This is a genomic window from Serinicoccus chungangensis (genome assembly GCF_001483745.1).
In the GTDB taxonomy this organism is placed as follows: Bacteria; Actinomycetota; Actinomycetes; order Actinomycetales; family Dermatophilaceae; genus Ornithinicoccus; species Ornithinicoccus chungangensis_A.
Map to the genome: position 1 here is coordinate 15,131 of NZ_LQBL01000007.1, position 19,794 is coordinate 34,924.

At 73.3% G+C, this 19,794-nt stretch carries 18 protein-coding genes; 4 read left to right on the forward strand and 14 right to left on the reverse strand.

Annotation, left to right across the window (positions count from 1 at the left end):
* Positions 1-57: 57 nt before the first annotated feature.
* The 3 genes from galK to AVL62_RS03775 are packed head-to-tail and all read right to left on the reverse strand — an operon-like array spanning position 58 to position 4,664.
* A complete protein-coding gene (galK, locus tag AVL62_RS03765) occupies positions 58-1,254 on the reverse strand; it encodes a galactokinase (protein ID WP_235585505.1) in 1,197 nt (398 codons plus the stop codon).
* The gene (locus AVL62_RS03770; RefSeq protein ID WP_058890339.1) at positions 1,251-2,516 is read right to left on the reverse strand and encodes an FAD-binding protein; all 1,266 of its coding nucleotides are present in this window, start codon (positions 2,514-2,516) and stop codon (positions 1,251-1,253) included. The genes galK and AVL62_RS03770 overlap by 4 nt, the downstream gene beginning before the upstream one ends.
* Before the next feature lie 9 nt (positions 2,517-2,525).
* Positions 2,526-4,664, reverse strand: coding sequence for an alpha-galactosidase (locus AVL62_RS03775; RefSeq protein WP_058890367.1), 2,139 nt, complete (start codon positions 4,662-4,664; stop codon positions 2,526-2,528).
* A gap of 106 nt (positions 4,665-4,770) precedes the next feature.
* On the opposite strand from AVL62_RS03775, the gene AVL62_RS03780 reads away from it, so the two are divergent.
* The 3 genes from AVL62_RS03780 (at position 4,771) to AVL62_RS03790 (ending at position 7,888) form a co-directional block, all read left to right on the forward strand.
* Positions 4,771-4,974, forward strand: coding sequence for a hypothetical protein (locus tag AVL62_RS03780; RefSeq protein WP_058890340.1), 204 nt, complete (start codon positions 4,771-4,773; stop codon positions 4,972-4,974).
* Between the two features lie 122 nt (positions 4,975-5,096).
* Complete coding sequence (locus tag AVL62_RS03785; RefSeq protein ID WP_058890341.1) at positions 5,097-6,185, forward strand: DUF418 domain-containing protein; 1,089 nt, start codon at positions 5,097-5,099, stop codon at positions 6,183-6,185.
* On the forward strand, positions 6,182-7,888 hold the full coding sequence (locus AVL62_RS03790; RefSeq protein ID WP_153011648.1) for a gamma-glutamyltransferase: 1,707 nt from the start codon (positions 6,182-6,184) through the stop codon (positions 7,886-7,888). Before AVL62_RS03785 ends, AVL62_RS03790 begins: the two co-directional genes overlap by 4 nt.
* Positions 7,889-7,902: 14 nt before the next feature.
* Here AVL62_RS03790 and AVL62_RS03795 read toward each other — a convergent pair whose 3' ends face one another.
* From AVL62_RS03795 to AVL62_RS03840, 10 genes are all read right to left on the reverse strand, one after another.
* On the reverse strand, positions 7,903-8,184 hold the full coding sequence (locus AVL62_RS03795) for a carboxypeptidase-like regulatory domain-containing protein (protein WP_153011649.1): 282 nt from the start codon (positions 8,182-8,184) through the stop codon (positions 7,903-7,905).
* Positions 8,172-9,101, reverse strand: a complete 930-nt coding sequence (locus AVL62_RS03800) for a trypsin-like serine peptidase (RefSeq protein ID WP_058890344.1) — start codon at positions 9,099-9,101, stop codon at positions 8,172-8,174. Before AVL62_RS03800 ends, AVL62_RS03795 begins: the two co-directional genes overlap by 13 nt.
* Positions 9,102-9,191: 90 nt before the next feature.
* On the reverse strand, positions 9,192-10,046 hold the full coding sequence (locus tag AVL62_RS03805; RefSeq protein ID WP_201023194.1) for a sugar phosphate isomerase/epimerase family protein: 855 nt from the start codon (positions 10,044-10,046) through the stop codon (positions 9,192-9,194).
* Positions 10,047-10,099: 53 nt separating this feature from the next.
* On the reverse strand, positions 10,100-11,299 hold the full coding sequence (locus AVL62_RS03810) for a dihydrodipicolinate synthase family protein (protein ID WP_058890346.1): 1,200 nt from the start codon (positions 11,297-11,299) through the stop codon (positions 10,100-10,102).
* Entirely contained in the window at positions 11,296-12,501 is a 1,206-nt protein-coding gene (locus AVL62_RS03815; RefSeq protein WP_201023193.1) for a Gfo/Idh/MocA family protein, read from the reverse strand. Before AVL62_RS03815 ends, AVL62_RS03810 begins: the two co-directional genes overlap by 4 nt.
* A 5-nt stretch (positions 12,502-12,506) precedes the next feature.
* The gene (locus AVL62_RS03820) at positions 12,507-13,319 is read right to left on the reverse strand and encodes an ABC transporter ATP-binding protein (RefSeq protein ID WP_083518655.1); all 813 of its coding nucleotides are present in this window, start codon (positions 13,317-13,319) and stop codon (positions 12,507-12,509) included.
* Positions 13,309-14,061 (reverse strand): ABC transporter ATP-binding protein, encoded by a 753-nt coding sequence (locus AVL62_RS03825; RefSeq protein ID WP_058890347.1) that lies wholly within the window; start codon positions 14,059-14,061, stop codon positions 13,309-13,311. The genes AVL62_RS03820 and AVL62_RS03825 overlap by 11 nt, the downstream gene beginning before the upstream one ends.
* On the reverse strand, positions 14,058-15,251 hold the full coding sequence (locus AVL62_RS03830; RefSeq protein ID WP_235585506.1) for a branched-chain amino acid ABC transporter permease: 1,194 nt from the start codon (positions 15,249-15,251) through the stop codon (positions 14,058-14,060). The genes AVL62_RS03825 and AVL62_RS03830 overlap by 4 nt, the downstream gene beginning before the upstream one ends.
* Positions 15,235-16,116 carry a branched-chain amino acid ABC transporter permease gene (locus tag AVL62_RS03835; protein ID WP_058890348.1) on the reverse strand — a complete coding sequence of 294 codons (882 nt, stop codon included), beginning with the start codon at positions 16,114-16,116 and terminating at the stop codon, positions 15,235-15,237. The genes AVL62_RS03830 and AVL62_RS03835 overlap by 17 nt, the downstream gene beginning before the upstream one ends.
* Before the next feature lie 52 nt (positions 16,117-16,168).
* Positions 16,169-17,479, reverse strand: coding sequence for an amino acid ABC transporter substrate-binding protein (locus AVL62_RS03840; RefSeq protein ID WP_235585508.1), 1,311 nt, complete (start codon positions 17,477-17,479; stop codon positions 16,169-16,171).
* 87 nt (positions 17,480-17,566) lie between these two features.
* Between AVL62_RS03840 and AVL62_RS03845 the strand changes: the two genes are divergently transcribed.
* Positions 17,567-18,688, forward strand: a complete 1,122-nt coding sequence (locus AVL62_RS03845) for a LacI family DNA-binding transcriptional regulator (RefSeq protein WP_235585510.1) — start codon at positions 17,567-17,569, stop codon at positions 18,686-18,688.
* Positions 18,689-18,742: 54 nt separating this feature from the next.
* On the opposite strand, the gene AVL62_RS03850 is transcribed toward AVL62_RS03845, so the two are convergent.
* Positions 18,743-19,627, reverse strand: a complete 885-nt coding sequence (locus AVL62_RS03850) for a formate/nitrite transporter family protein (RefSeq protein WP_058890349.1) — start codon at positions 19,625-19,627, stop codon at positions 18,743-18,745.
* Between the last annotated feature and the right edge of the window lie 167 nt (positions 19,628-19,794).

The window sequence follows — 19,794 nt, forward strand, 5'->3', positions numbered from 1 at the left end:
CCGGTGGGTATGGGGCCAACCACTCACGACGCTCGGTGGGTATGGGGCCGGGCCGGCTCAGGAGAGCCGGTGCGCCGGGGCGCTCGGCGTGGCCCGGAGCAGGTGAGGGGCCTCGAGCCCCTCGGCGAGGAAGGCCTCGTGCACCGCGGCCGCGACGTCCTCGACGTCGCCGCGCCGCACCAGGGCCAGCGCCGAGCCGCCGAAGCCGCCGCCGGTCATCCGCGCACCGGCCGCCCCCGCCTGCCCGGCCGCCTCCACCGCGAGGTCGAGCTCCCGGCACGAGACCTCGTAGTCGTCCCGCAGCGACACGTGCGAGGCCACCATGAGCCGGCCCACCTCCTCGGCGTCCTCCTGGCCCAGGGCCGCGACGAGGTCGAGCACCCGGGTGTTCTCGGTGAGCACGTGCCGCACGCGGCGCTGCGCCTCGTCGTCCCCCTCGAGCCGGCCCAGCGCCTCGTCCACGTCCGCGCCGTGCAGCTCACGCAGGCTGGCCACCCCGAGGCTGCGGCATGCGCGCTCGCAGGTGTCCCGGCGCGCGGCGTACTGGCCGTCGGCCAGGCTGTGGTGGGCCCGGGTGTCGATGACGAGCACCTCGTGACCGGGCAGGGTCCACGGCACCCGGGTGAGCGAGAAGTCGTCGCAGTCGACGAGCAGGGCGTGCCCGTCCACCGCGCGCAGCGAGACGGTCTGGTCCATCCCCCCGGTCGCCGCGCCGGCGTAGTCGTTCTCCGCGCGCACGCACACCTGCGCCAGCTCGGCCCGGTCGACCGCGGCCAGCCCCGGCACCAGCTCGGCCAGGGCCAGGGCGCTGGAGCAGGACAGTGCGGCCGAGGAGGACAGGCCCGCCCCGAGCGGCACGCGGCCGTCCACGAGGATGTCGGCGCCGACCGGGCCACCCGCCCGCTGCGCCAGGATGGCGACGACGCCCGCGACGTAGGCGACCCAGCCCCCGGGCGACCCGGCGCGGATCTGCTCCACCTCGCCCTCCCAGGCCTGTTCGGGCGCCTGCCGCGAGACCACCCGCAGCCGCCCGTCCGGCCGGGCCCGCACCGCGCAGTAGGTGCGGTGGGCCAACGCGAAGGGCAGGCACCAGCCGCCGTTGTAGTCGGTGTGCTCGCCGATGAGGTTGATCCGCCCGGGGGCGGCCCACACCCCGTCGGGGGCACCTCCGATCTCCCGCGCGAACGCCGCCCGCAGGTCCGGCTCGACCTCCTCGTCGGCCGTCGCCGGCGACCACCGCACCTCGTCCGTCACAGTCCCACCCTCTCCAGGTAGTCGTTGCGCAGCGCACCGCGCGGGTCCAGTCGGGCGGCCAGCTCGAGCATCCGCCCACGCCGCGGGTAGAGCTCCTCGATGCGCCGCGCGAGCGCGCGCTCGTCGAACAGCTTGCCCCAGTGCGGCCGTGCCCCGAGCGGCTCCAGCCCCTCCTCGATCCTCGGGAGGAGTGCCTCGACGGCGGGCTGGTCCCGCCGCCAGGTCACGTGGAAGGCGACGCTGTCCTCCTGCGCGGGGTCGAGCCACTGCCGGCCGCGGGACACGGTGCGCATCTCCGCGCTCAGGGCCAGACCGGCGAGCTCGCCGGCCATCCCCCGCAGCTGCTCCAGCGCCGGGCCGACCGCGCGCCGCGGCAGCAACCACTCCGACTGCAGCTCCTCGCCGGCCGAGGGGGTGAACCCCATCCGGAAGTGCGGCAGCCGGTCCAGCCAGGGGCCGGGCACGCCGCCCTGCGGGGTGCAGTGCTCGGGCCGCCCGCCCCTGATCATGTGCCGCGGCCCGTCCGCAGGCCGCAGCCCGAGGGCACCGACGGCACCGTCGCCGCCCCGGGGCCGGTCCACCCGGTCCTTGACCCACACCTGGGTCGTCCGGTCCGGGTCCCGCCAGTCGGTGAAGACCGAGACGCTCGTGCCCAGCCCGGTGACGGCGTCGAGGTCCTCCACCACCCGGTCCCAGGTGAGGCCCTCGTAGACGGTCTGCGCGACGTCGTAGGTGGGCTCGACCTCCAGCTCGACCACAGTGACGGCACCGAGCATGCCCAGCGAGACCACGGCACCGCCGAAGTCGGGGTCCCCGCGCTCCAGCCGCACCTGCTCGCCCCCGGTGGTGACGATCTCCACGGCGGCGACCCCCTCGGCCAGCGACGCGGCGCCGTCGCCCGAGCCGTGCGACCCGGTCGCCACCGCTCCCCCGACGGTGATGTGCGGCAGCGAGGCCATGGCGTGCAGCGCCCACCCCTCCTCCTGGATCCGGACGCCCACCTCGCCGTAGGTCAGGCCCGCCCCGGCACGCACGACGCCTCGCCCCCGGTCGACCTCCAGCTCGGTCGGCAGCCGGCGCAGGCCGACGAGGGTGCCGGTCGTGTCGGCGACCCGGTTGAAGGAGTGCCGCGAGCCGAGGACCCGGACGCGCCCGGCCCCGCCCATGACCTCGGCCAGCTCATCGATGCTGGTGGGCTCGACCAGCTCACCGGCCGAGTAGGCGAGGTTGCCGGCCCAGGTCCGTCCGGGTGCTGGTGCCATCCGCTCAGCCTACGCCCGGGCCGCGCGCCAGATCTGGCCGTGCTCGGGGTCCAGGGGCTGCATCGGCAGGCCCACCTCGGCGAGCAAACGGCCGGGCAGCACGACCCCGTCCACGGCCCACGGCACCACCCCGGGACCCGCCCGCAGCGGCTCCTGGCCGGGGCGCTCCAGGGTCACCCGGTAGCGCGCGTCCGGGTCGAGCCCGGGTAGCCGCACCCGGTGCGGTCCGGTGGTGGCGGGCCGCGCGAGCGCGGCGACCTGGAAGAGCGCCTCGGACCGGTCCTGGGCCACCGTGCCGTGGACCCAGGTCGCCTCGTCGTGGTGGTCGCCGTTGACGACCCGCCCGGTATGCAGCAGCTCCCGGTGCGCGCGGTGGAAGGCCACCCACGCCTCCAGCTCGGCGAGCTCGGCCTCGGTGCAGGTGGCCAGGTCCCACTCGATCCCCAGGTGCCCCCACAGGGCCGTCCCGGCGCGGAAGTCCAGGTCGTGGCGGCGGCCGGTGGTGTGTGAGCGGCCCGAGGCGATGTGCGTGCCGACGAACTCGGGCGGGAGCAGGAGCATGGTGCCGCGCTGGATCTGCTGGCGCTCCAGCGGGTCGATGCAGTCCGAGGCCCAGACGCGCACCGCCCGCTCCAGGATCCCCAGGTCGACCCGCCCGCCGCCGGCCGAGCAGGACTCGATCTCCAGCCCGGGGTGGGCGGCCAGCAGCTCGTCCATGAGCCGGTAGACCGCGAGCGTGTGCTCCCGCACCCCCGGCTCGCCGCCCGGGGTGTGACCGGCGTCGTTGAGGTAGCGGTTGTGGTCCCACTTGAGGTAGGCGATGTCGTAGCGGTCGAGCAGCGCCATGAGCTGGTCGCGGACGTGCGCGTAGGCGCCCTCGTGGCCGAGGTCGAGCACGTGCTGCTGGCGCGACTCCAGACCTCGACGACCCCCGGCGGAGAAGATCCACTCCGGGTGCGCCCGCGCCAGGTCGGAGTCCAGGCTCACCATCTCCGGCTCCACCCAGAGGCCGAACTCCATCCCGGCGGCGTGCACGTGCTCGATGAGGGGGTCCAGCCCGTCCGGCCAGACGTCCGGCGAGACCACCCAGTCCCCCAGGCTGCTCGTGTCGTCGCGGCGTCCGCCGAACCAGCCGTCGTCGAGCACGAACCGCTCGGCCCCCACCCGCGCACCCCGGTCGACGAGGTCCGTCAGCCGGTCCAGGTCGTGGTCGAAGTAGGTCGCCTCCCAGTTGTTCAGGGTCACCGGGCGGGGCCGGTCGGGGTGGTGGGGTCGGCTGCGCAGCCAGGCGTGGAAGCGCCCGGCGACCTCGTCGAGCCCGGTGCCGTGCGCGGCGTACAGCCAGGGGGTGGTCAGCTCCCCACCCGCGCCGAGGCGCGCCTCGCCGTGCTCGAGCCGCTCCCCCGACCCCAGGACCCGCGAGCCGTTGAAGAGCCGCTCCGCGTACGTCGTCTGGTTGCCGCTCCACCCCAGGTGCACCGCCCAGACCTGGCCGTGCCCGAACCCGAAGCCCGGCTCCCCCGCGCACAGCAGGTGCACCGCGTCCAGGCCGGTGCGTCCGGTGCGCACCTCCCGGCTGTGCACGCCGACGGAGAACGGCTGGCGCTGCGGCACCCGCTCCATGGTGTGCCGGCCGGCGAAGTCCAGCAGCTCCCCGGCCCGCTCCGGCACCGGCAGCGCCACGCGGACCGCACCCACGTCATACGTCTCCTCGCCGGTGTTGGTGAGGGTGACCCGGGTGCGCAGCAGCCCGCCCGGGTGCAGCTCGAGCTCGAGGACGACGGCGAGGTATGCCGTGTCGTCCGCCCCGCGCACCACGACCCGCTGGGTGCCGTCGGACGTCGTCGAGACGTCGGCGGGCCCGTCGGTGCGGAACGCCGGCGACCAGTCCCGCCCCTGCCGCGAGCCCTCGACCCCGGGGCGGCCCAGCCACGCGCGGGCGTGCTCGGGCAGCAGGCTCACCTGGTCGGCGACGTCGAAGGGGCTGTCCCCACGGGCGACGCGCCCGGTCGCGGTGACCGCCTCCAGGTCCTGCTCGTCCAGGTCGCCGAGGTCGGCGCCCCAGTGGCGGACCACCGGGAGCAGGTCGTCGGCGAGGTCGAGGACGAGGGAGGTGCCGGCGGCGCGCAGGTGCAGCAGGGAGGTCACCGCCCCACCCCACTGCACCGGGGCCGCCGGTGTCCAGTCGGGTCCCGGACCCAACGTTCGTGTCTCGTCCACCCACCCGCAACGTGGCCTCGTTAGCGTCGCTGCGGTGGCTAGGGAGCTGGAGTTCATCAAGGGTGTCGACAAGCTGCACGCGTTCTACACCGAGCACGTGCGGATGCTGGCACACGCCTACGACCTCAGCGACGAGGACGCCGCCCGCATCCTCGACCGCTTCGACTTCAAGAACGTCTCCCGGTCCATCCTGGCCCCGGCGCGGGTGGACCTGTTCGAGGCCCCGCCCGAGCTCTGAGCCGGCGCCGTCCGCACGGTCCGACCTCCCGGGCGTCGGGTGCGGCGCCCCGTAGAATGGGGGGTGATGTCCCTCCGGTCCCCTGCCGGCGGACCGCTCCCCGCCCTCGACCCGGGACGCCGATGACCACTGCCGAGCCAGGCCCGACCCGACGGTCCGCACGACTGCACGGGCTGGACGTCGCGCGCGGCCTGGCGATCGTGGGGATGATCGTCGTCAACGTCGGGCCGGTCCAGGTCGACTCCCTCCTGCAGCGGCTCTACCTGCTCCCCTACGGCCGGGCCTCGGTGCTCTTCGTGACGATCGCCGGGATCGGCATGGGCTTCTTCCTGCGCGGCCGCACCGGGTCCCGCCGGTGGCGCGAGCTGTCCTGGCGCATCGTCCTGCTCCTGGTCCTCGGCCTGGTGCTGCAGACCCTCACCACCAGCGTGAGCGTCATCCTCACGACCTACGCACTGCTGTTCCTCCTTGCCCCGCTGGCGTGGCGGCTACCCTCCCGCCGCCTCCTGCTCGTGCCCGGCGTCCTCACCGTGGCCGGGCCGCTGTGGATCGTGTGGCACGACCTCGAGGTCCACGGGCACGCCCAGGGCGCCGTCAGCCTGCTGACCCCCCGCGACGAGATCGTCCACTCGCTGCTCTTCGCCGGGCCCTACCCGCTGGCCAGCTGGTCGGTGCCCTTCCTCGTCGGCCTGTGGCTGTCGCGCACCGCCCTCGGCGACCCGCTCGTCCAGCGACGCCTCATGGTGTGGGGAGCGGTGACCGCGGTCGTCAGCTTCGTCGTGGCCGACCTCGCCTACTCCGCCCTCGGGCCCGAGGCCGACGTCGGCTGGACCCGCATCCTCACCGGCGTCGCGCACGGGCAGATGCCGCTGTGGATCGTCAGCGCGACCGCCGGGGCCTGCTGCGTCGTCGGCGCCTGCCTGCGCTGGGGCCTGCGGGGGCGCGTCAGCCGGTGGCTGGCGAGCGGGGGCACCATGGCGCTCACCCTCTACGTCCTCCACGTGCTCGTCCTGGCCGTCATCAAGCCGGAGGACGGCTTCGCCTTCGTCGTCGGCGTGCTCATCGCCACCGTGCTCTGGACCGGCCTGCTCGCGCTGGCCGTGGCCTGGCAGCGGGAGGGCCGCAGCGGGCCGTTGGAGCGCCTCCTGCGCACGCCGTGGCTGCGGCCGACCGCACCCTCCCCCCGACCCTCGCAGGAGCGCCTGTCGTGACCCGACGTCATACCCTCCCCGTGGCCCTCGTGGCGCTCACCCTCGCCGCCTGCAGCGGCGGCGACCCAGGACCGGACGCGGCGCCGACGACGGCTCCCGAGGCCCCGGCCGCCACCAGCGCGCCGCCGGACGACGCCGCCGCCACCACCGAGCCCGCTCCCCCGGAGGCCGCGCCCAGCACCACGGCGCCGGAGCCCCCGCCGGAGCCCGGGCTCGGTGCCAGCGGGGTGAGCGCGGGGCACCCCCTGGCCGCCGAGGCCGGGATGCAGATGCTCGAGCGGGGCGGGTCGGCGGTGGACGCGGCGATCGCGGCGGCGTTCACCGACGCGGTGACCCAGCCGTCCTCGTCGGGCATCGGCGGCGGGGGCGTCACGATCGTCGCCGCCGACGGCGAGGCGGTCAACTACGACTACCGCGAGGTGGTGAACGCGCAGGGCGCGGTCCCGGAGGACGGTGTCGGCGTGCCCGGCTTCGTCGCCGGCATGCACCGGCTGCACGAGGAGCACGGCGAGCTCCCCTGGGAGGTGCTGCTGGAGCCGGCCATCACCGTCGCCGAGGACGGGCACCCGGTGTCGGACTTCGTCGCCGCGGCGCTGCGGACCCCCAACGGCGAGGCGGCCACCGGCGACCTGCCGCACTTCCGGTCCGGCGGGGCCCCGCTGCAGGCCGGCGACCCCCTCGTCCAGACCGACCTGGCGGCGACGATGCGGACCCTGGCCGAGGAGGGCGCGCCGTCCTTCTACACCGGATCCCTGTCCGGACGGGTCGCCGGTGTCCCGGGGCTGGACGCCCGCACGCTGCAGGACTACGAGGTCCAGGTGTCCGCCCCCGCGGCCGGCGACCTGGCCGGGGACGTCCTGCTGTCCGGGGCGCCGCCCCTGCCGGGCGCCGCGATCGTGCAGATGGCGCAGATCGCCGAGGCCGGCGGAATCGGTGAGGTCGACCCCGACTCCGCCGAGTTCGTGGACCGGCTCTCGCAGGCGTGGCTGGTGGCCGACCGCACGGTGCAGGAGGAGCTGGGCGACCCGGCGTTCGTGGACGTGCCGGTCGAGCGCATCACCGACCAGGAGGCCAACGCCGCGCTGGCCGCCGACCTCTACGACGGCGACGGCGGCGTCGCGGCGGTCGCCGACCCCTACGACAGCGACCCGAACACCACCCACATCTCGGTGGTCGACGAGGACGGCGTGGGAGTCTCGATGACCAACACCCTCACCAGCTTCTGGGGCAGCGGGCGCTACCTGGACGGGTACTTCCTCAACGACCAGCTCTCACGGTTCTTCGCCATCGGCGTCTCGGACGCCAACCAGCCGGAGGCGGGGCGACGGTCCGTGTCGTGGAGCGCCCCGTCGATGGTGGTCGACGAGGACTACCGACCGGTGCTCGTCGTCGGCACCCCCGGCGGGCGGCAGATCCCGAGCACCACCGCCTCGGTCGTGCTGCGGTGGGGCCTGCACGGCGAGCCCCTGGACGCCGCCGTCCCGGCCGGGCGTTTCCTGCTCAGCGACGGCCGGCTGCGGCTCGAGGACCCCGCGCTCGCCGGTGAGCTGCGCTCGATGGGGTATGCCGTGGACGTCGCCGACCCGGGGCGGCGCGCCGACTTCGGCTCGGTGCAGGCGCTGGCGGTCGACTGGGAGCAGGGGACGGTGACCGGGTTCGCCGACGACCGGCGCTCGGCCGGGTTCGTCGTGGACTCCCCCTGAGCCGCTGACCGGCCCTACGGGCCGCGGGGGACCAGCCGGAGCTCCAGGACGTGCTCCGAGGGTGCCGTGAGCCGTGCCCGGGCGCTCGCGTCGTCGCCGTGGGCGGCCACGACATACTCCCCGGGGGTCGGCAGGTCCAGCGCGAAGGTGCCGTCCGCGCCGGTGAGCAGGGCGACGTCGGGCAGCGGGACGGGCCCCGCCTCCAGCGCCACGCGGGCGCCGGGGACGGGGCCGCCGTCGGCGTCGAGCACGACGCCTCGGACCCGTGCGGTCATCCGGCCGGTCAGCCCTTCCACAGCTTGAGGTTGTCGAACACGGGCTTGTTGATGCGCGTCCCGCTGTTGCTCCCGGACCCACCGTAGGCGTGGATCGCCACGGCGTAGCGGCCTCCCTCGTGGAACACGTAGACCCCGCTGCCGCTCTGGCCGCCGGCGGTGTCCAGCGTGTAGTACACCTTGCGCGCGCTCAGCGCGGCGACGCCGCTCCAGTGGTACCACTGGGTGCCGGAGGGCTTGTCGCCCGGGTAGCCGGAGAGGTTGAGGCTCTTGGCGTTCAACGTGGCGTCCGACCAGTTCGCGAAGCCGAGCCACCCCGTGGCGTCGCCCTTGGGCTCGGTGAGCAGCAGCGCACCGTAGTCGTACTCGTGGTCCGGCGAGCTCGTCCAGCCGTGGACGCTGCGCAGCTGGGCGCGGGGCACGAGGAACCGGCCGTAGGGCAGGCTCGCGCCGTTGCGCCCCGGCATGACGTCGATGCTGCGCACCCACCCGTGCCGCTGGGTGCCGGGGGCGTGGATGAACACGCAGTGCCCGGCGGTGATGATGCTGCGCGGCCCGTTGAACCACCCGGTGCCGATCCACTGCGAGCCGTCGTTGGCCGTGATGAGCAGCGAGCAGTGGACGCGCCACGGGTAGCTGCCGGTGGCGGTGATCTGGACCCGGTTGTCCGGGCCCTGCACGGTCTCGGCGTCGACCGGGGGGCCGTAGGTGGCCTCCCCGACCGGCCGCAGGCCCGACGTGTCCGGGGCCTGCTCGACCTCGCCCAGCGCCTGCGCCATGACGGCCGCCACCGGCTCGATGTCCAGCCCGGCGGCGGCCTCCTCGTGCGCACCGCCCCCGGCCCCCGGCTCCTCGGTGAGCTCCTCGGTGCCGACCTCGTCGGCCGGCTCCGCCTCCGGCGCGACCGGCTCGTGCGGGTTGATGTCGTCGTGTGACATGGGTTCTTCTCCTCCTCGGGCGCACCGGCCCCTGCGCCGGTGCATGCTGGGAGGAGTCGGGTGGGGGCCGCCAGATACCTTGGCGTGGCCTCAGAGGTGGGGCTGCACCAGCTCCACGTAGCGGCGGGCCATGGTGGCGACGACGTCCGCACCGGGGGCGGCCCACACGTCGGCGTGGAAGATCTCCACCTCGACGTCGCTCGCGTAGCCCGCCTGCGCGACCTGGCGGGTGAAGGCCGGGAAGTCGATGTGGCCGTCGCCCATCATCCCCCGGCTCAGCAGCGCGTCGGCCGGGAACGGCGTGATCCAGTCGCACACCTGGTAGCTGACGATGCGGCTGCCCGCCCGGGCGATCTGCTGCTCGATGCCGGGCTCCCACCACAGGTGGAAGGTGTCGACGACCACCCCCACCGTCTCGGGGTCGAGCTGCTCGGCGATGTCCAGCGCCTGGCCCAGGGTGGAGACCACGCCACGGTCCGCCGCGAAGATCGGGTGCATCGGCTCGATGCCCAGCCGCACGCCGTGCTCGGCCGCGACGGGCTGCAGCGCGCCGATGGCCTCGGTGGCCCGTGCGCGCGCCCCGGGCAGGTCGGTGTCGCCCTCGGGCAGGCCACCGGGGACGAGCACCAGGGTGGCCGCGCCGAGCGCCGCGGTCTCCCGGACCGCCTCGACGTTGGCCTGGTGGGCGGCCGCGACGGCCCCCGGGTCGGACCCGGTGAAGAACCCTCCGCGGCAGACCGACGAGACGCGCAGCCCGGCTTCCCGGACCCACCGGACGGCCGTCTCCAGCCCGACCTCGGCCACCGGCTCGCGCCAGACGCCGATCGCGGGCAGCCCCGCGGCCAGGCAGCCGTCGATCGCCTCCCGCAGCGACCAGCCGGCGCAGGTGCGCTGGTTGAGCGAGAGCCGCGCGAGCCGGGGGTCCCCCGGCTCCGGCGTGGGCACCGCCGCCGGGCGGCCCGAGGGGACGTCGAGCGGGACGGTGCCCGCCGCCGCCGTCACGGCGTCAGCCCCGCGCCCACGAGCCACGTGCGCATCCGCCGCGCCGCCAGGTCGGGGTCGGGGAGCAGCCGCGCCTCGTCGGCCAGCTCGAAGAGCCGGGCCAGGTGCACCGCGCTGCGCGCCGACTGCAGACCGCCGACCATGACGAATCCGGGCTGCTGACCGGTGAGCCACGAGAGGAAGGCGATGCCGGTCTTGTAGTGGAAGGTGGGACGCTCGAAGATGTGCCGCGACAGCGCCAGCGTCGGCGCCATCTCCTGGTCGTAGGTCTCGACGTCTCCCTCGTCGAGCGCCGCCAGGGCCGCGGAGGCCGCGGGCGCGATGGCGGCGAACGCCCCGAGCAGGGCGTCGGAGTGGTGCGTCCCGTCGCCCCTGATGAGCTCGGGGTAGTTGAAGTCGTCGCCGGTGTAGAGACGGACACCCTCGGGCAGTGCCGCCCGCAGGCCGACCTCGTGCTCGGCCGACAGCAAGGACACCTTGACGCCGTCCACGACGTCGGCGCGGTCGTGCACGAGGCGCAGGAACGCCTCCGTCGCCGCCGGCACCTCGCTGCTCCCCCAGTAGCCGGACAGGGCGGGGTCGAACATCTCCCCCAGCCAGTGCAGGATCACCGGCTCCTGCGCGCGGTCCAGCACCGGGTCAAGGACGCTGCGGTAGTCCGTCTCGCCCTCGGCGGCGGCCGCGAGCTGGCGCGAGGCCATGACGATGACCTGCGAGCCGGTGCCCTGGACGAAGTCCACCTGCTCGAGGTACGCGTCACGCACCGCCCCCAGGGTCGTCGCGTCCGGGGCGTGGTCGGTGCCGGCGCCGCTGGCGATGCGGGCGCCCAGCTCGGCCGCCTGCGCCGCGCTGCGGGTGACGAGCTCCTGCACCGCCGCCCAGTCCAGCCCCATGTTGCGCTGGGCGGTGTCCATGGCCTCGGCGACGCCGAACCCGTACCGGAACAGGCCGCGGCGGAAGGCGAGGGTCGAGTCCCAGTCGACGCGGGCCGGTGCCCCCGGGGTGTTGTCACCGTAGGGGTCCGCCACGACGTGGGCCGCCGCGAAGGCGACCCGGCTGGCGTAGGGCTCCGGGTGCTCCTGCCACTGCCTCGGGGCGTGCAGGGCGACCTCGCGCCAGCGGCCGTCGGCCCCGGGCAGCGCGACCGTGTCCGACCCCGTCGTCGAGGGAGCCCGGCGCGCGGTCGCCGTGCTCACGCCACCGGCTCCGTCGCGCGCAGCCGCTCCGTCGACGCCTGGTCGGCGGGAGGGGTCGCGACCTCGGTCAGGTCGACGCTGCGGCGCTCGGACGAGGACCGCAGACCCGCCTCCACCAGCTGGAGCCCACGCACGCCGGCGGCGAAGTCGTAGGCGTGCGGGCGGCCGGCGTACACGTCCAGGAGGAACTGCTCCCACTGGGCACGGAAGCCGTTGCCGAACTCGGTGTTGTCCGGGATCTGGGCCCACTGCGACCGGAAGTCCTCCTCGGTCGGCAGGTCGGGGTTCCACACGGGCTTCGGGGTGCTGACGGCCGGCTGGATGCGGCAGCCGAACAGCCCGGCGACGGCCGAGCCACGGGTGCCGTCCACCTGGAACTCCACCAGCTCGCCCCGGTCGACACGCACCGCCCAGGAGGAGTTGACCTGCGCGATGACCCCTCCCTCCAGCTCGAAGATCGCGTATGCCGCGTCGTCCGCGGTCGCGCGGTACTCCCGGCCCTGCTCGTCCCACCGGGTCGGGATGTGGGTCACCGCGCGGGCGGTCACCGACTCCACCGCGCCGAAGAGGTTCTCCAGCACGTAGTTCCAGTGGCAGAACATGTCGAGCACCATGCCGCCGCCGTCCTCGGCGCGGTAGTTCCAGCTGGGTCGCTGGGCGGGCTGCACGTCCCCCTCGAACACCCAGTAGCCGAACTCGCCGCGGACCGACAGGATCGTCCCGAAGAAGCCGGAGTCGATGAGCCGCTTGAGCTTGACGAGGCCGGGCAGGTAGAGCTTGTCGTGGACCACGCCGTTGATGACGCCGGAGGCGACCGCGGCGTCCACCATCTCCTGGCCGTCGCCGACCGTCTCGGCGATGGGCTTCTCGGTGTAGATGTGCTTGCCCGCCGCGATGGCCCGCAGGATGGCGCCCTTGCGCTCGCTGGTGACCTGGGCGTCGAAGTAGACGGTGGCGCTCTCGTCGGCGAGCGCCGCGTCGAGGTCGGTCGTCCAGTCCTCGACGTCGTGCCGCCGGGCCAGCTCCTGCAGCTTCTCGGCGTTGCGCCCCACGAGGACGGGCTCGACCTGGATGCGGTCCCCGGAGGGCAGCTCGACCCCGCCGGCGTCCCGGATGGCCAGGATCGAGCGGACGAGGTGCTGCCGGTAGCCCATCCGGCCGGTCACGCCGTTCATGATGATGCGGGTGGTGTGGGTGGCCATGGTGTTCAGGTCCTTTCGGGGGCGGGGCTGCTCAGCTCGGGTGAGCGCGACCCGGAGGGGGTGGGGTCCTCGGCCGGGTCGGCGCCACGGGCGCCACCTCCGCCGAGGTAGAGCTCGGCGAGCTGCGGGTCCTCCAGCAGCTCGGGGGCCGGTCCGGTGATGTGGACCCGGCCCAGGTCGAGCACGCAGCCGATGTCGGCGGTCTCGAGGGCGCGCCGGGCGTTCTGCTCCACCAGGAGCACCGCGATCCCGGCCTCCCGCATCCGGACGACCTGCTCGAAGACGACGGAGGTCGTCTTGGGGTCCAGGCCCATGCTCGGCTCGTCGAGGAGCACGACCTTGGGGCTGACCATGAGCGAGCGGGCGAACTCGACCTGCTTCTGCTGGCCTCCGGACAGCGCGCCCGCCAGGGCGGCCCACCGGTCGGCGACGACGGGGAAGAGGTTCTTGACGAACTCGACCCGCTCCTGCACCTGGGCCTTGTCCTTGACGGTGTAGGCCCCCAGCGAGACGTTCTCGGCGACCGTCATCTCCTTGAAGACGCTGTGGCCCTGGAGGACGTGCGAGAGCCCGTGCCGGATCATCGACTGCGGACCTGCCCCGGTGACCTCCTCGCCGTCGACGACGATGGAGCCCGAGCGCGGCGCCAGCATGCCGCTGGCGACCTTGAGCACGGTGGACTTGCCGGCGCCGTTGGGACCGACGAGGCAGACGACCGAGCCGGCCGGGACCTTGACCGTCAGCCCGCGCAGCACGAGGGCGGCCCGGCCGTAGCCGGCCTCGATGTCGTTGAGCTCGAGAAGGTGGTCAGACGCCAAGGTAGGCCTCCAGCACTCGGGGGTCCTGCTGGACCTCGGACGGCGTGCCCTCCGCGATGGGGGCACCTCGGTCGAACACGACGATGTGGTCGGACAGACTCATCACCATGTCCATGTTGTGCTCGACGATGATGAAGGTCCGCCCCTCGGCGTTGAGCTCCTTCACCAGCGTGCCGATGCGGCCGATGAGGGCCGGGTTGACGCCGCCGGCCGGCTCGTCGAGCAGGATCGTGTCGGGTTCTCCCATGAGCACGCCCGCGAGCTCCAGCAGCTTCTGCTGGCCGTAGGAGATGTCCTGGGCCAGCGAGCCCTCCAGGTGGTCGATGCCGACGCGGCGCAGCAGCTCGCGCGCCCGCTCCACCTGGCGGCGGTTCCGGCTCGACCCCACCAGCTGACCCAGCCCCGAGGGGCGGACGGCGACGAGGAGGTTCTCCAGCACGGTCATCCGGGGGAAGGTGCGGCAGAGCTGGAAGCTGCGCCCGATGCCCGCCGCGCAGATGCGGTGCGGCGCCCGCCGGGTGATGTCCTGGCCACGGAACCGCACGGTGCCGGAGTCCGGCGCGATCATGCCGGTCACGATGTTGAAGAAGGTCGACTTCCCGGACCCGTTGGGGCCGATGAGGGCGTTGACCTTGCCCTCGTGGAAGGTCACCGTGGCGCCGTTCACGGCCTGCACGCCGCCGAACGCCTTGGACAGGCCCTCGGTCTGCAGGCTGGGGCGCACGTCCTGCTGCACGCTCATGATCGTCCCTTCCCGGTGCTCGCGTGGTGCACGTCCTCGACCGGTTCCCGCTCGGCCTCGGTCTCGCTCTGGGCCCGGCGCTCGGCGTCGATCGCCTTGTTGCGCTCGAGCAGCTGGGCGGCGCTCTCCTCGCGGATGGAGGTGGCCGCGGGGCGCAGGCGGTGCACGAGCCCGAGGAGGGCGGGCACCACCCCCTCGGGCATGAAGAGGACCACGACCGCGAGCAGCAGACCCAGCGCCACGAGGTGGAACTGGCTGTCGCCGTACTGCGCCTTGAAGACCTCCATGGCGTAGCCGACGACCACCGCACCCACCACCGGGCCCACCAGCGAGCGGATGCCCCCGAAGAGGGACATGAGCACCATGTAGGAGCCGGTGAGGATGGAGAACTGGAAGACCGGGTCGAGGTTGCCGAACCAGAGCGCGTAGAGGCCGCCGGCCAGGCTGGTGAAGAACGCGGAGATGACGAAGACGACCAGCTTGTAGCGGAACGTCGGCACCCCGAGCGCCTCGGCCTTGTCCTCGTCCTCGCGGATGGCCTTGAGCCCGGCACCGAACTGCGAGCGGTCGATGAGCCACCACACGAGCAGCGCGATGCCGATGAGGACGAGGAAGAGGAAGTAGAAGCGGGTGTGCTGCTCGGGACGCAGCACCGAGTTGTCGAACGGCCGCGGCACCCGCAGACCCTCCGACCCGCCGGTCACCGAGGCCCAGCTCTGGAACACCAGGAGCAGGATGAGCACGAGGGCGATGGAGACGATGACGAAGGAGGCGCCGCGGACCCGCAGCGAGGCGATGCCGATCGGGACCGCCAGCAGCGCGACGGCGACCGCTCCCAGCACCAGCGCCACCCAGGGGTTGATCCCGGTGTGCGTGGTGAGCAGCGCCACGGCATACCCGCCCAGGCCGGAGTAGGAGGCGTGGCCCAGGGAGATGTAGCCGGTGAACCCGCCGACGAAGTTCCAGCCGACGGCGAAGGCGGCGTAGCTGGCGATGACGACCGCCACCGACAGGATGAAGGCGTCCGGCGCGAGCCAGGGCACCATGAGCGCGAGCACGACCGCCACGACTCCCAGGCCGGCCTTGGCCAGGCCCAGGCGCCGGTCGAAACGCTCGCCGGCGCTGTCGTCCGGTCGCCCGGCGGCCGCTGCCGTCGGCGTGGGGGTGGCGAGGTCAGAAGCGTTGGGCAAGGCGACCTCCGAAGAATCCCTGCGGACGGACCATCAGGGTGATGAACAGGGCGAGGTAGAACACGGTCTGGGCCCAGGTGGTGCCCAGCGGGATCTGCAGCAGGCTCTGGCTGAGGCCGAGGACCAGCGCGGCGATGGCCGCGCCCGGGATGCTCCCGAGGCCCCCGACGACGATGATCGCCATGAGCGGGCCGATCCAGTGCCAGTGCAACGAGGGGTAGATCGTGGAGTCGAGGGACAGCGCGGTCCCACCGATGGCCGCGGTCGCGAGGCCGAGACCGAAGCCGTACCCGGCCACCTTCTCCGTGTCGATCCCCAGCAGCGCCGCGGCCTCCTTGTGCTGGATGGTCGCGCGCAGCGCCTGGCCGAAGCTCGTGGCCTTCATGAGCAGGTAGAGCGCCAGCAGGCTGACCGCCGCCAGCCCGAACGCCACCAGCTTGACCACGGCGATGTTGGCCCCGAAGATCTCGATGCTCGCCGTCGAGTAGCTCAGGCTGATCCGCCGCTGCGTCCCGGTCCAGACGAACCCCAGCATCCCCTCGATGATGAGGGCGATGGCGAAGGTCAGCAGGACCGACATCATGGTGAGGGTGACGGGCTTGAGCCGGGACAGCAGGAAGCGCTGCATGACCACGCCCAGGAGGAAGAACAGCGGCACCGTCGCGATGAGCGAGAACAACGGGTCGATGCCGGTGGCGCGGTGGAACGCCCAGGCGAGGTACGCGGCGAGGATGAGGAACGCCGAGTGGGCGATCATCACCACGCGCATCACCCCGAAGTAGAGCGTCAGGCCGGCGGCGAGGAGGGCGTAGAGGCCCCCGAGCAGGATCCCGAGGATCACCGCCTGGGTGATGAGGGCGCTCACGAGAGGCTCCCTTCTGATCGGTCGCGGGTGCGGTGCAGCAGGCGGATGGGGCTCACCAGTCCTGCTTGGGGAAGCTCAGCTCGGCGTCGCTGGCGTCCTCGGGCAGGACGATGACGATCTCGTCGTCCTGCCACTGCTGGATGAGGTGGGCGGCCTGCGGGCGGCCCTCGGCGTCCCACGACAGCGGGCCCACGACGGTCTCCACCTCGTTCTCGCGCAGCCAGTCGATCATCGACTGCTGGCACTCCGGGCTGGGGTCGGCGCACTCGTTGGCCTCGGCCGCGGCGGCGACCACCTGCATGGTGGTCCAGGCGTTGGCCTCGTCCTCGTTGGGCGGGTTGCCGTGCTGCTCGGTGTAGAAGTCCACGAACTCCGCGTTCGACGGGTAGTCCGCGTCCGGGGTGTAGCCGGTGGGCGACAGGATGCCCTCGGTCTCGCCGATGGCCTCCGGGAACTCCGGGTTGGTGGGCGCCGTGGAGAAGGCCGCGAGGCGCGGCTGGTAGTCCAGCTGCTGCAGGGCCACGATGAGGTTGACCGCGTCCTGGTACTGCGTGCCGCCGACGAGGATGTCCGCGTCGGTGTTGGCGATCTTGTTGGCGATGCTGGAGAAGTCGGTGGTGTTGGGCGGGTAGACCTCGTCGGCGACGGTCTCGATGCCGCCCTCCTCCAGCTTCTCCTTGAGCCCGTAGGCGGTGCCCTGGGCGAAGGGGTCGTCCATCGAGGCGTAGGCGGCCGTGGTCGGGCGCTCCCCCTCGGGCATGGCCAGGATGTGCTCGGCCAGGTAGTTGTAGTGGTCGTTCGCGATGGCGGGCGCGGCGTAGAAGAGGTTGTCGAAGCCCTGGGTGAAGACCTCCTCGGCGGCGCCGGCCGGCTCGACGAAGAGGAAGCCGTAGTCCTGCGCCACCTGAGCCGCCGGCACCACGAGGCGGGTGGAGAACGGGCCGACGACGATGTCCACCTGGTCCTGGTTGATGAGCTTCTCGTAGTCGGAGGCGACCCGGTCGGCGTTGGACTGGTCGTCGTAGATGATGAGCTCGACGTCGCGGCCCAGGAGGCCGCCGTTGGCGTTGGTGTACTCGGCCCAGGCCTCGTAGCCGCGCTGGACGCCCTTGCCGGGCTCGGAGAAGTCACCGGTGAGCGGCAGCGAGATCCCGATGGTGACCGGACCCTCGTCCCCCTCGCCCTCCTCCCCCTCGGCGGAGGAGCCTGCGCCGCCACCGAGGCCGCAGGCGCTGAGCGTGAGGGCCCCGGCGGCGGCCACGGCCAGGGCGGCGCGGCGGCGGCCCGGCCGGCCGACCGCGGTGGAGGTCCCCCCGGCCTGGTCGACGGACATCAGGACGGATCGGCGGGTGCTGTGCTTCATCTGGCGCTCCTTTGCGGCCCACGGGGGAAGGTCAACCGATTACGCAAACGTTTGCACAAACGATTGCGTTGTACGATAACGTGCGTCTTGGGCGTTGGCAAGGAGGTACCGGCGCGGGTCTCCCGGGACGCCCGGCCCGCCGACCAGCGGACGCACCACGAGGACGAGGAGTCGATGATGACCGGAGCGGCGGCACCACGGTTGGTGGACATCGCGCAGTCGGCAGGTGTCTCGGTGGCCACGGCCTCCCGGGCGCTGAGCGGCCGGCAGGGCGTCAGCACCGCCGTCGCCGAGCGGGTCAAGGAGATCGCCGAGTCCCTGGGCTACATCGGCAACGTCCACGCCCGGTCGCTCGCGGGGGGCACCAGCTCCAGCGTCGGCCTGGTGGTCCACGAGGTGGCCGACCCCTACTTCTCCGAGATCGCCAGCGGCGTCATGCGGGTGGCCGGCCGACGGGGGCTGTCCGTGCAGATGTGCCATAGCGGGCGGGACCCGCAGATCGAGCTGCGGCAGCTGCGGACCCTCATCGCCAACCGGGTCGGGGTCATCGTCGTGGCGGGGTCGGGCTACCTCGACGCCGAGGCCGAGCGCAGCATCCACCGCGAGCTGACCCGCTTCACCCAGGCGGGCGGGCGCGTGGTGGCGATCGGCCGCCACCAGCACGCCACCGACGCCGTGCTCCCCGCCAACACCGACGGCGCCCAGGCCGTCACCCGGCACCTGCTGGCGCTGGGCCACCGCCGGGTCGCCGTCGTCACCGGGTCGCTAGGGCTCACCACCGTCGCCGACCGGCTCACCGGCGTGCACCGGGCGCTCGCCGAGGCGGGCATCCCCCGCGAGGAGGTGCCCGTCGTCGTGGCCCCCTTCACCCGGGACGGCGGCAAGACGGCCACCCTCGAGGTGCTGCGCGAGCACCCCGGCAGCACCGCCGTGCTCGCGCTCAACGACGACATGGCCATCGGTGCGCTGTCGGTGCTCCGGTCCCGGTCGCTGCGGGTGCCGGACGACATGTCGGTGACCGGCTTCGACGACGTGCCGGTGGCCGCCGACCTCTCCCCGTCGCTCACCACCGTCCGGCTGCCGATGCAGCAGATGGGCGAGAAGGCCCTGGAGCTCGCGCTGCGCCCGGCGGCCAAGCGGCCGCGCCGGGTCGTCATGCCGGCCACCCTGGTGGAGCGGGACTCCAGCGGGCCGCCGCGACGCTCCTGAGCGCCACGCCACCGTGCAGCACGCCGGCCGGCGCGGTGGTGGCGTCTCCGGTCGTCAGCGGAGGTGGCCCTCGGAGAGCCGGCGCGCGCGCTCCTCGCGCACCAGCTCCCACGTCCGGACGATGCGCGGGGCCGTCATGATGACCAGGCCCCCGACCATGTTGAGCAGGGTGACCCACCAGAACCAGCCCAGCCACTGGCCGATCGAGATCTCTGCGCCGGCCTGCATCGCACCGAAGATGAGCACCGAGGACAGCGCCCCGTGGTGCATCTCCAGGCCGACCACGAGGAGCCCGCCGATGAGCGAGATCACGGCCGTCATGACGTCGGAGCTGGTGCCCTGGTTCATCCGGGTCATCAGGGTGATGGTGCTCCCGGCGAGCAGCGCCAGGGCGATCGTCTCCATGGTGAACCCGGCCGTCACGTAGTCGACCGCGGAGCTGGTGAGGTCCTCGTGGAACTGCGGGAAGGCATACACCACCAGCCACATGAACATCCATCCCCCGGCCAGGTTGGTCACCAGGGTGACCGACCACAGCCGGAAGAGCTGGGCGAAGGTGCCGTGCCCGGCCAGGACGGCGTTGACCGGGAGCATGAAGTCCTCGGTGAACAGCTCGGAGTGCGCCAGCCGCAGCGCCAGCAGGCCGATGCCGAAGGCCAGGCCGGACAGCAGCGTGCTGCCGGTGGCGTGCATCACCGCGAGCATCGCCATGATGCCCAGCCCCACGTCGATCCCGCCGAAGAGGCCGGTCACCACCAGTCCTCGGTGGGTGCGCTTGAGCCGCTCCTCGCCCTCGGAGACGGTGGCGTTGAACTCCTCGTGCAGCTCCTCCTCGAGCCGGCGCTCCACTCCCCCGACCTCGACGGTCTCGTACTGGTCGCCCTGGCCACCGGCCTCCGGCTCGGTGCTCTGGTCGAGGTCGCCGTCCTGCGAGCTCATCGGGTGCGGTCCTGGGCAGCGGGAGAGGTCATCCTCCCATCCTGCCTGCTCGGTGGGACGTCTCAGACCACCCGACGCCGCCGGTGCCGGTGGCGCACGTGCGGGAGGCCCCCCGGTGGTGGTGGGCGGAGCACCACCACCGGGGGGCCTCGTCAGGGCCGGTCAGT

What these genes read in the sequence shown, in the direction of transcription:
- AVL62_RS03770 (WP_058890339.1), bottom strand. Translation starts at nt 2,516, where the DNA reads ATGGCACCAGCACCCGGACGGACCTGGGCCGGCAACCTCGCCTACTCG.
- AVL62_RS03785 (WP_058890341.1), top strand. Translation starts at nt 5,097, where the DNA reads ATGACCACTGCCGAGCCAGGCCCGACCCGACGGTCCGCACGACTGCAC.
- AVL62_RS03825 (WP_058890347.1), bottom strand. Translation starts at nt 14,061, where the DNA reads ATGAGCGTGCAGCAGGACGTGCGCCCCAGCCTGCAGACCGAGGGCCTG.
- AVL62_RS03850 (WP_058890349.1), bottom strand. Translation starts at nt 19,627, where the DNA reads ATGAGCTCGCAGGACGGCGACCTCGACCAGAGCACCGAGCCGGAGGCC.
- AVL62_RS03800 (WP_058890344.1), bottom strand. Translation starts at nt 9,101, where the DNA reads ATGTCACACGACGACATCAACCCGCACGAGCCGGTCGCGCCGGAGGCG.
- AVL62_RS03815 (WP_201023193.1), bottom strand. Translation starts at nt 12,501, where the DNA reads ATGGCCACCCACACCACCCGCATCATCATGAACGGCGTGACCGGCCGG.
- AVL62_RS03840 (WP_235585508.1), bottom strand. Translation starts at nt 17,479, where the DNA reads ATGAAGCACAGCACCCGCCGATCCGTCCTGATGTCCGTCGACCAGGCC.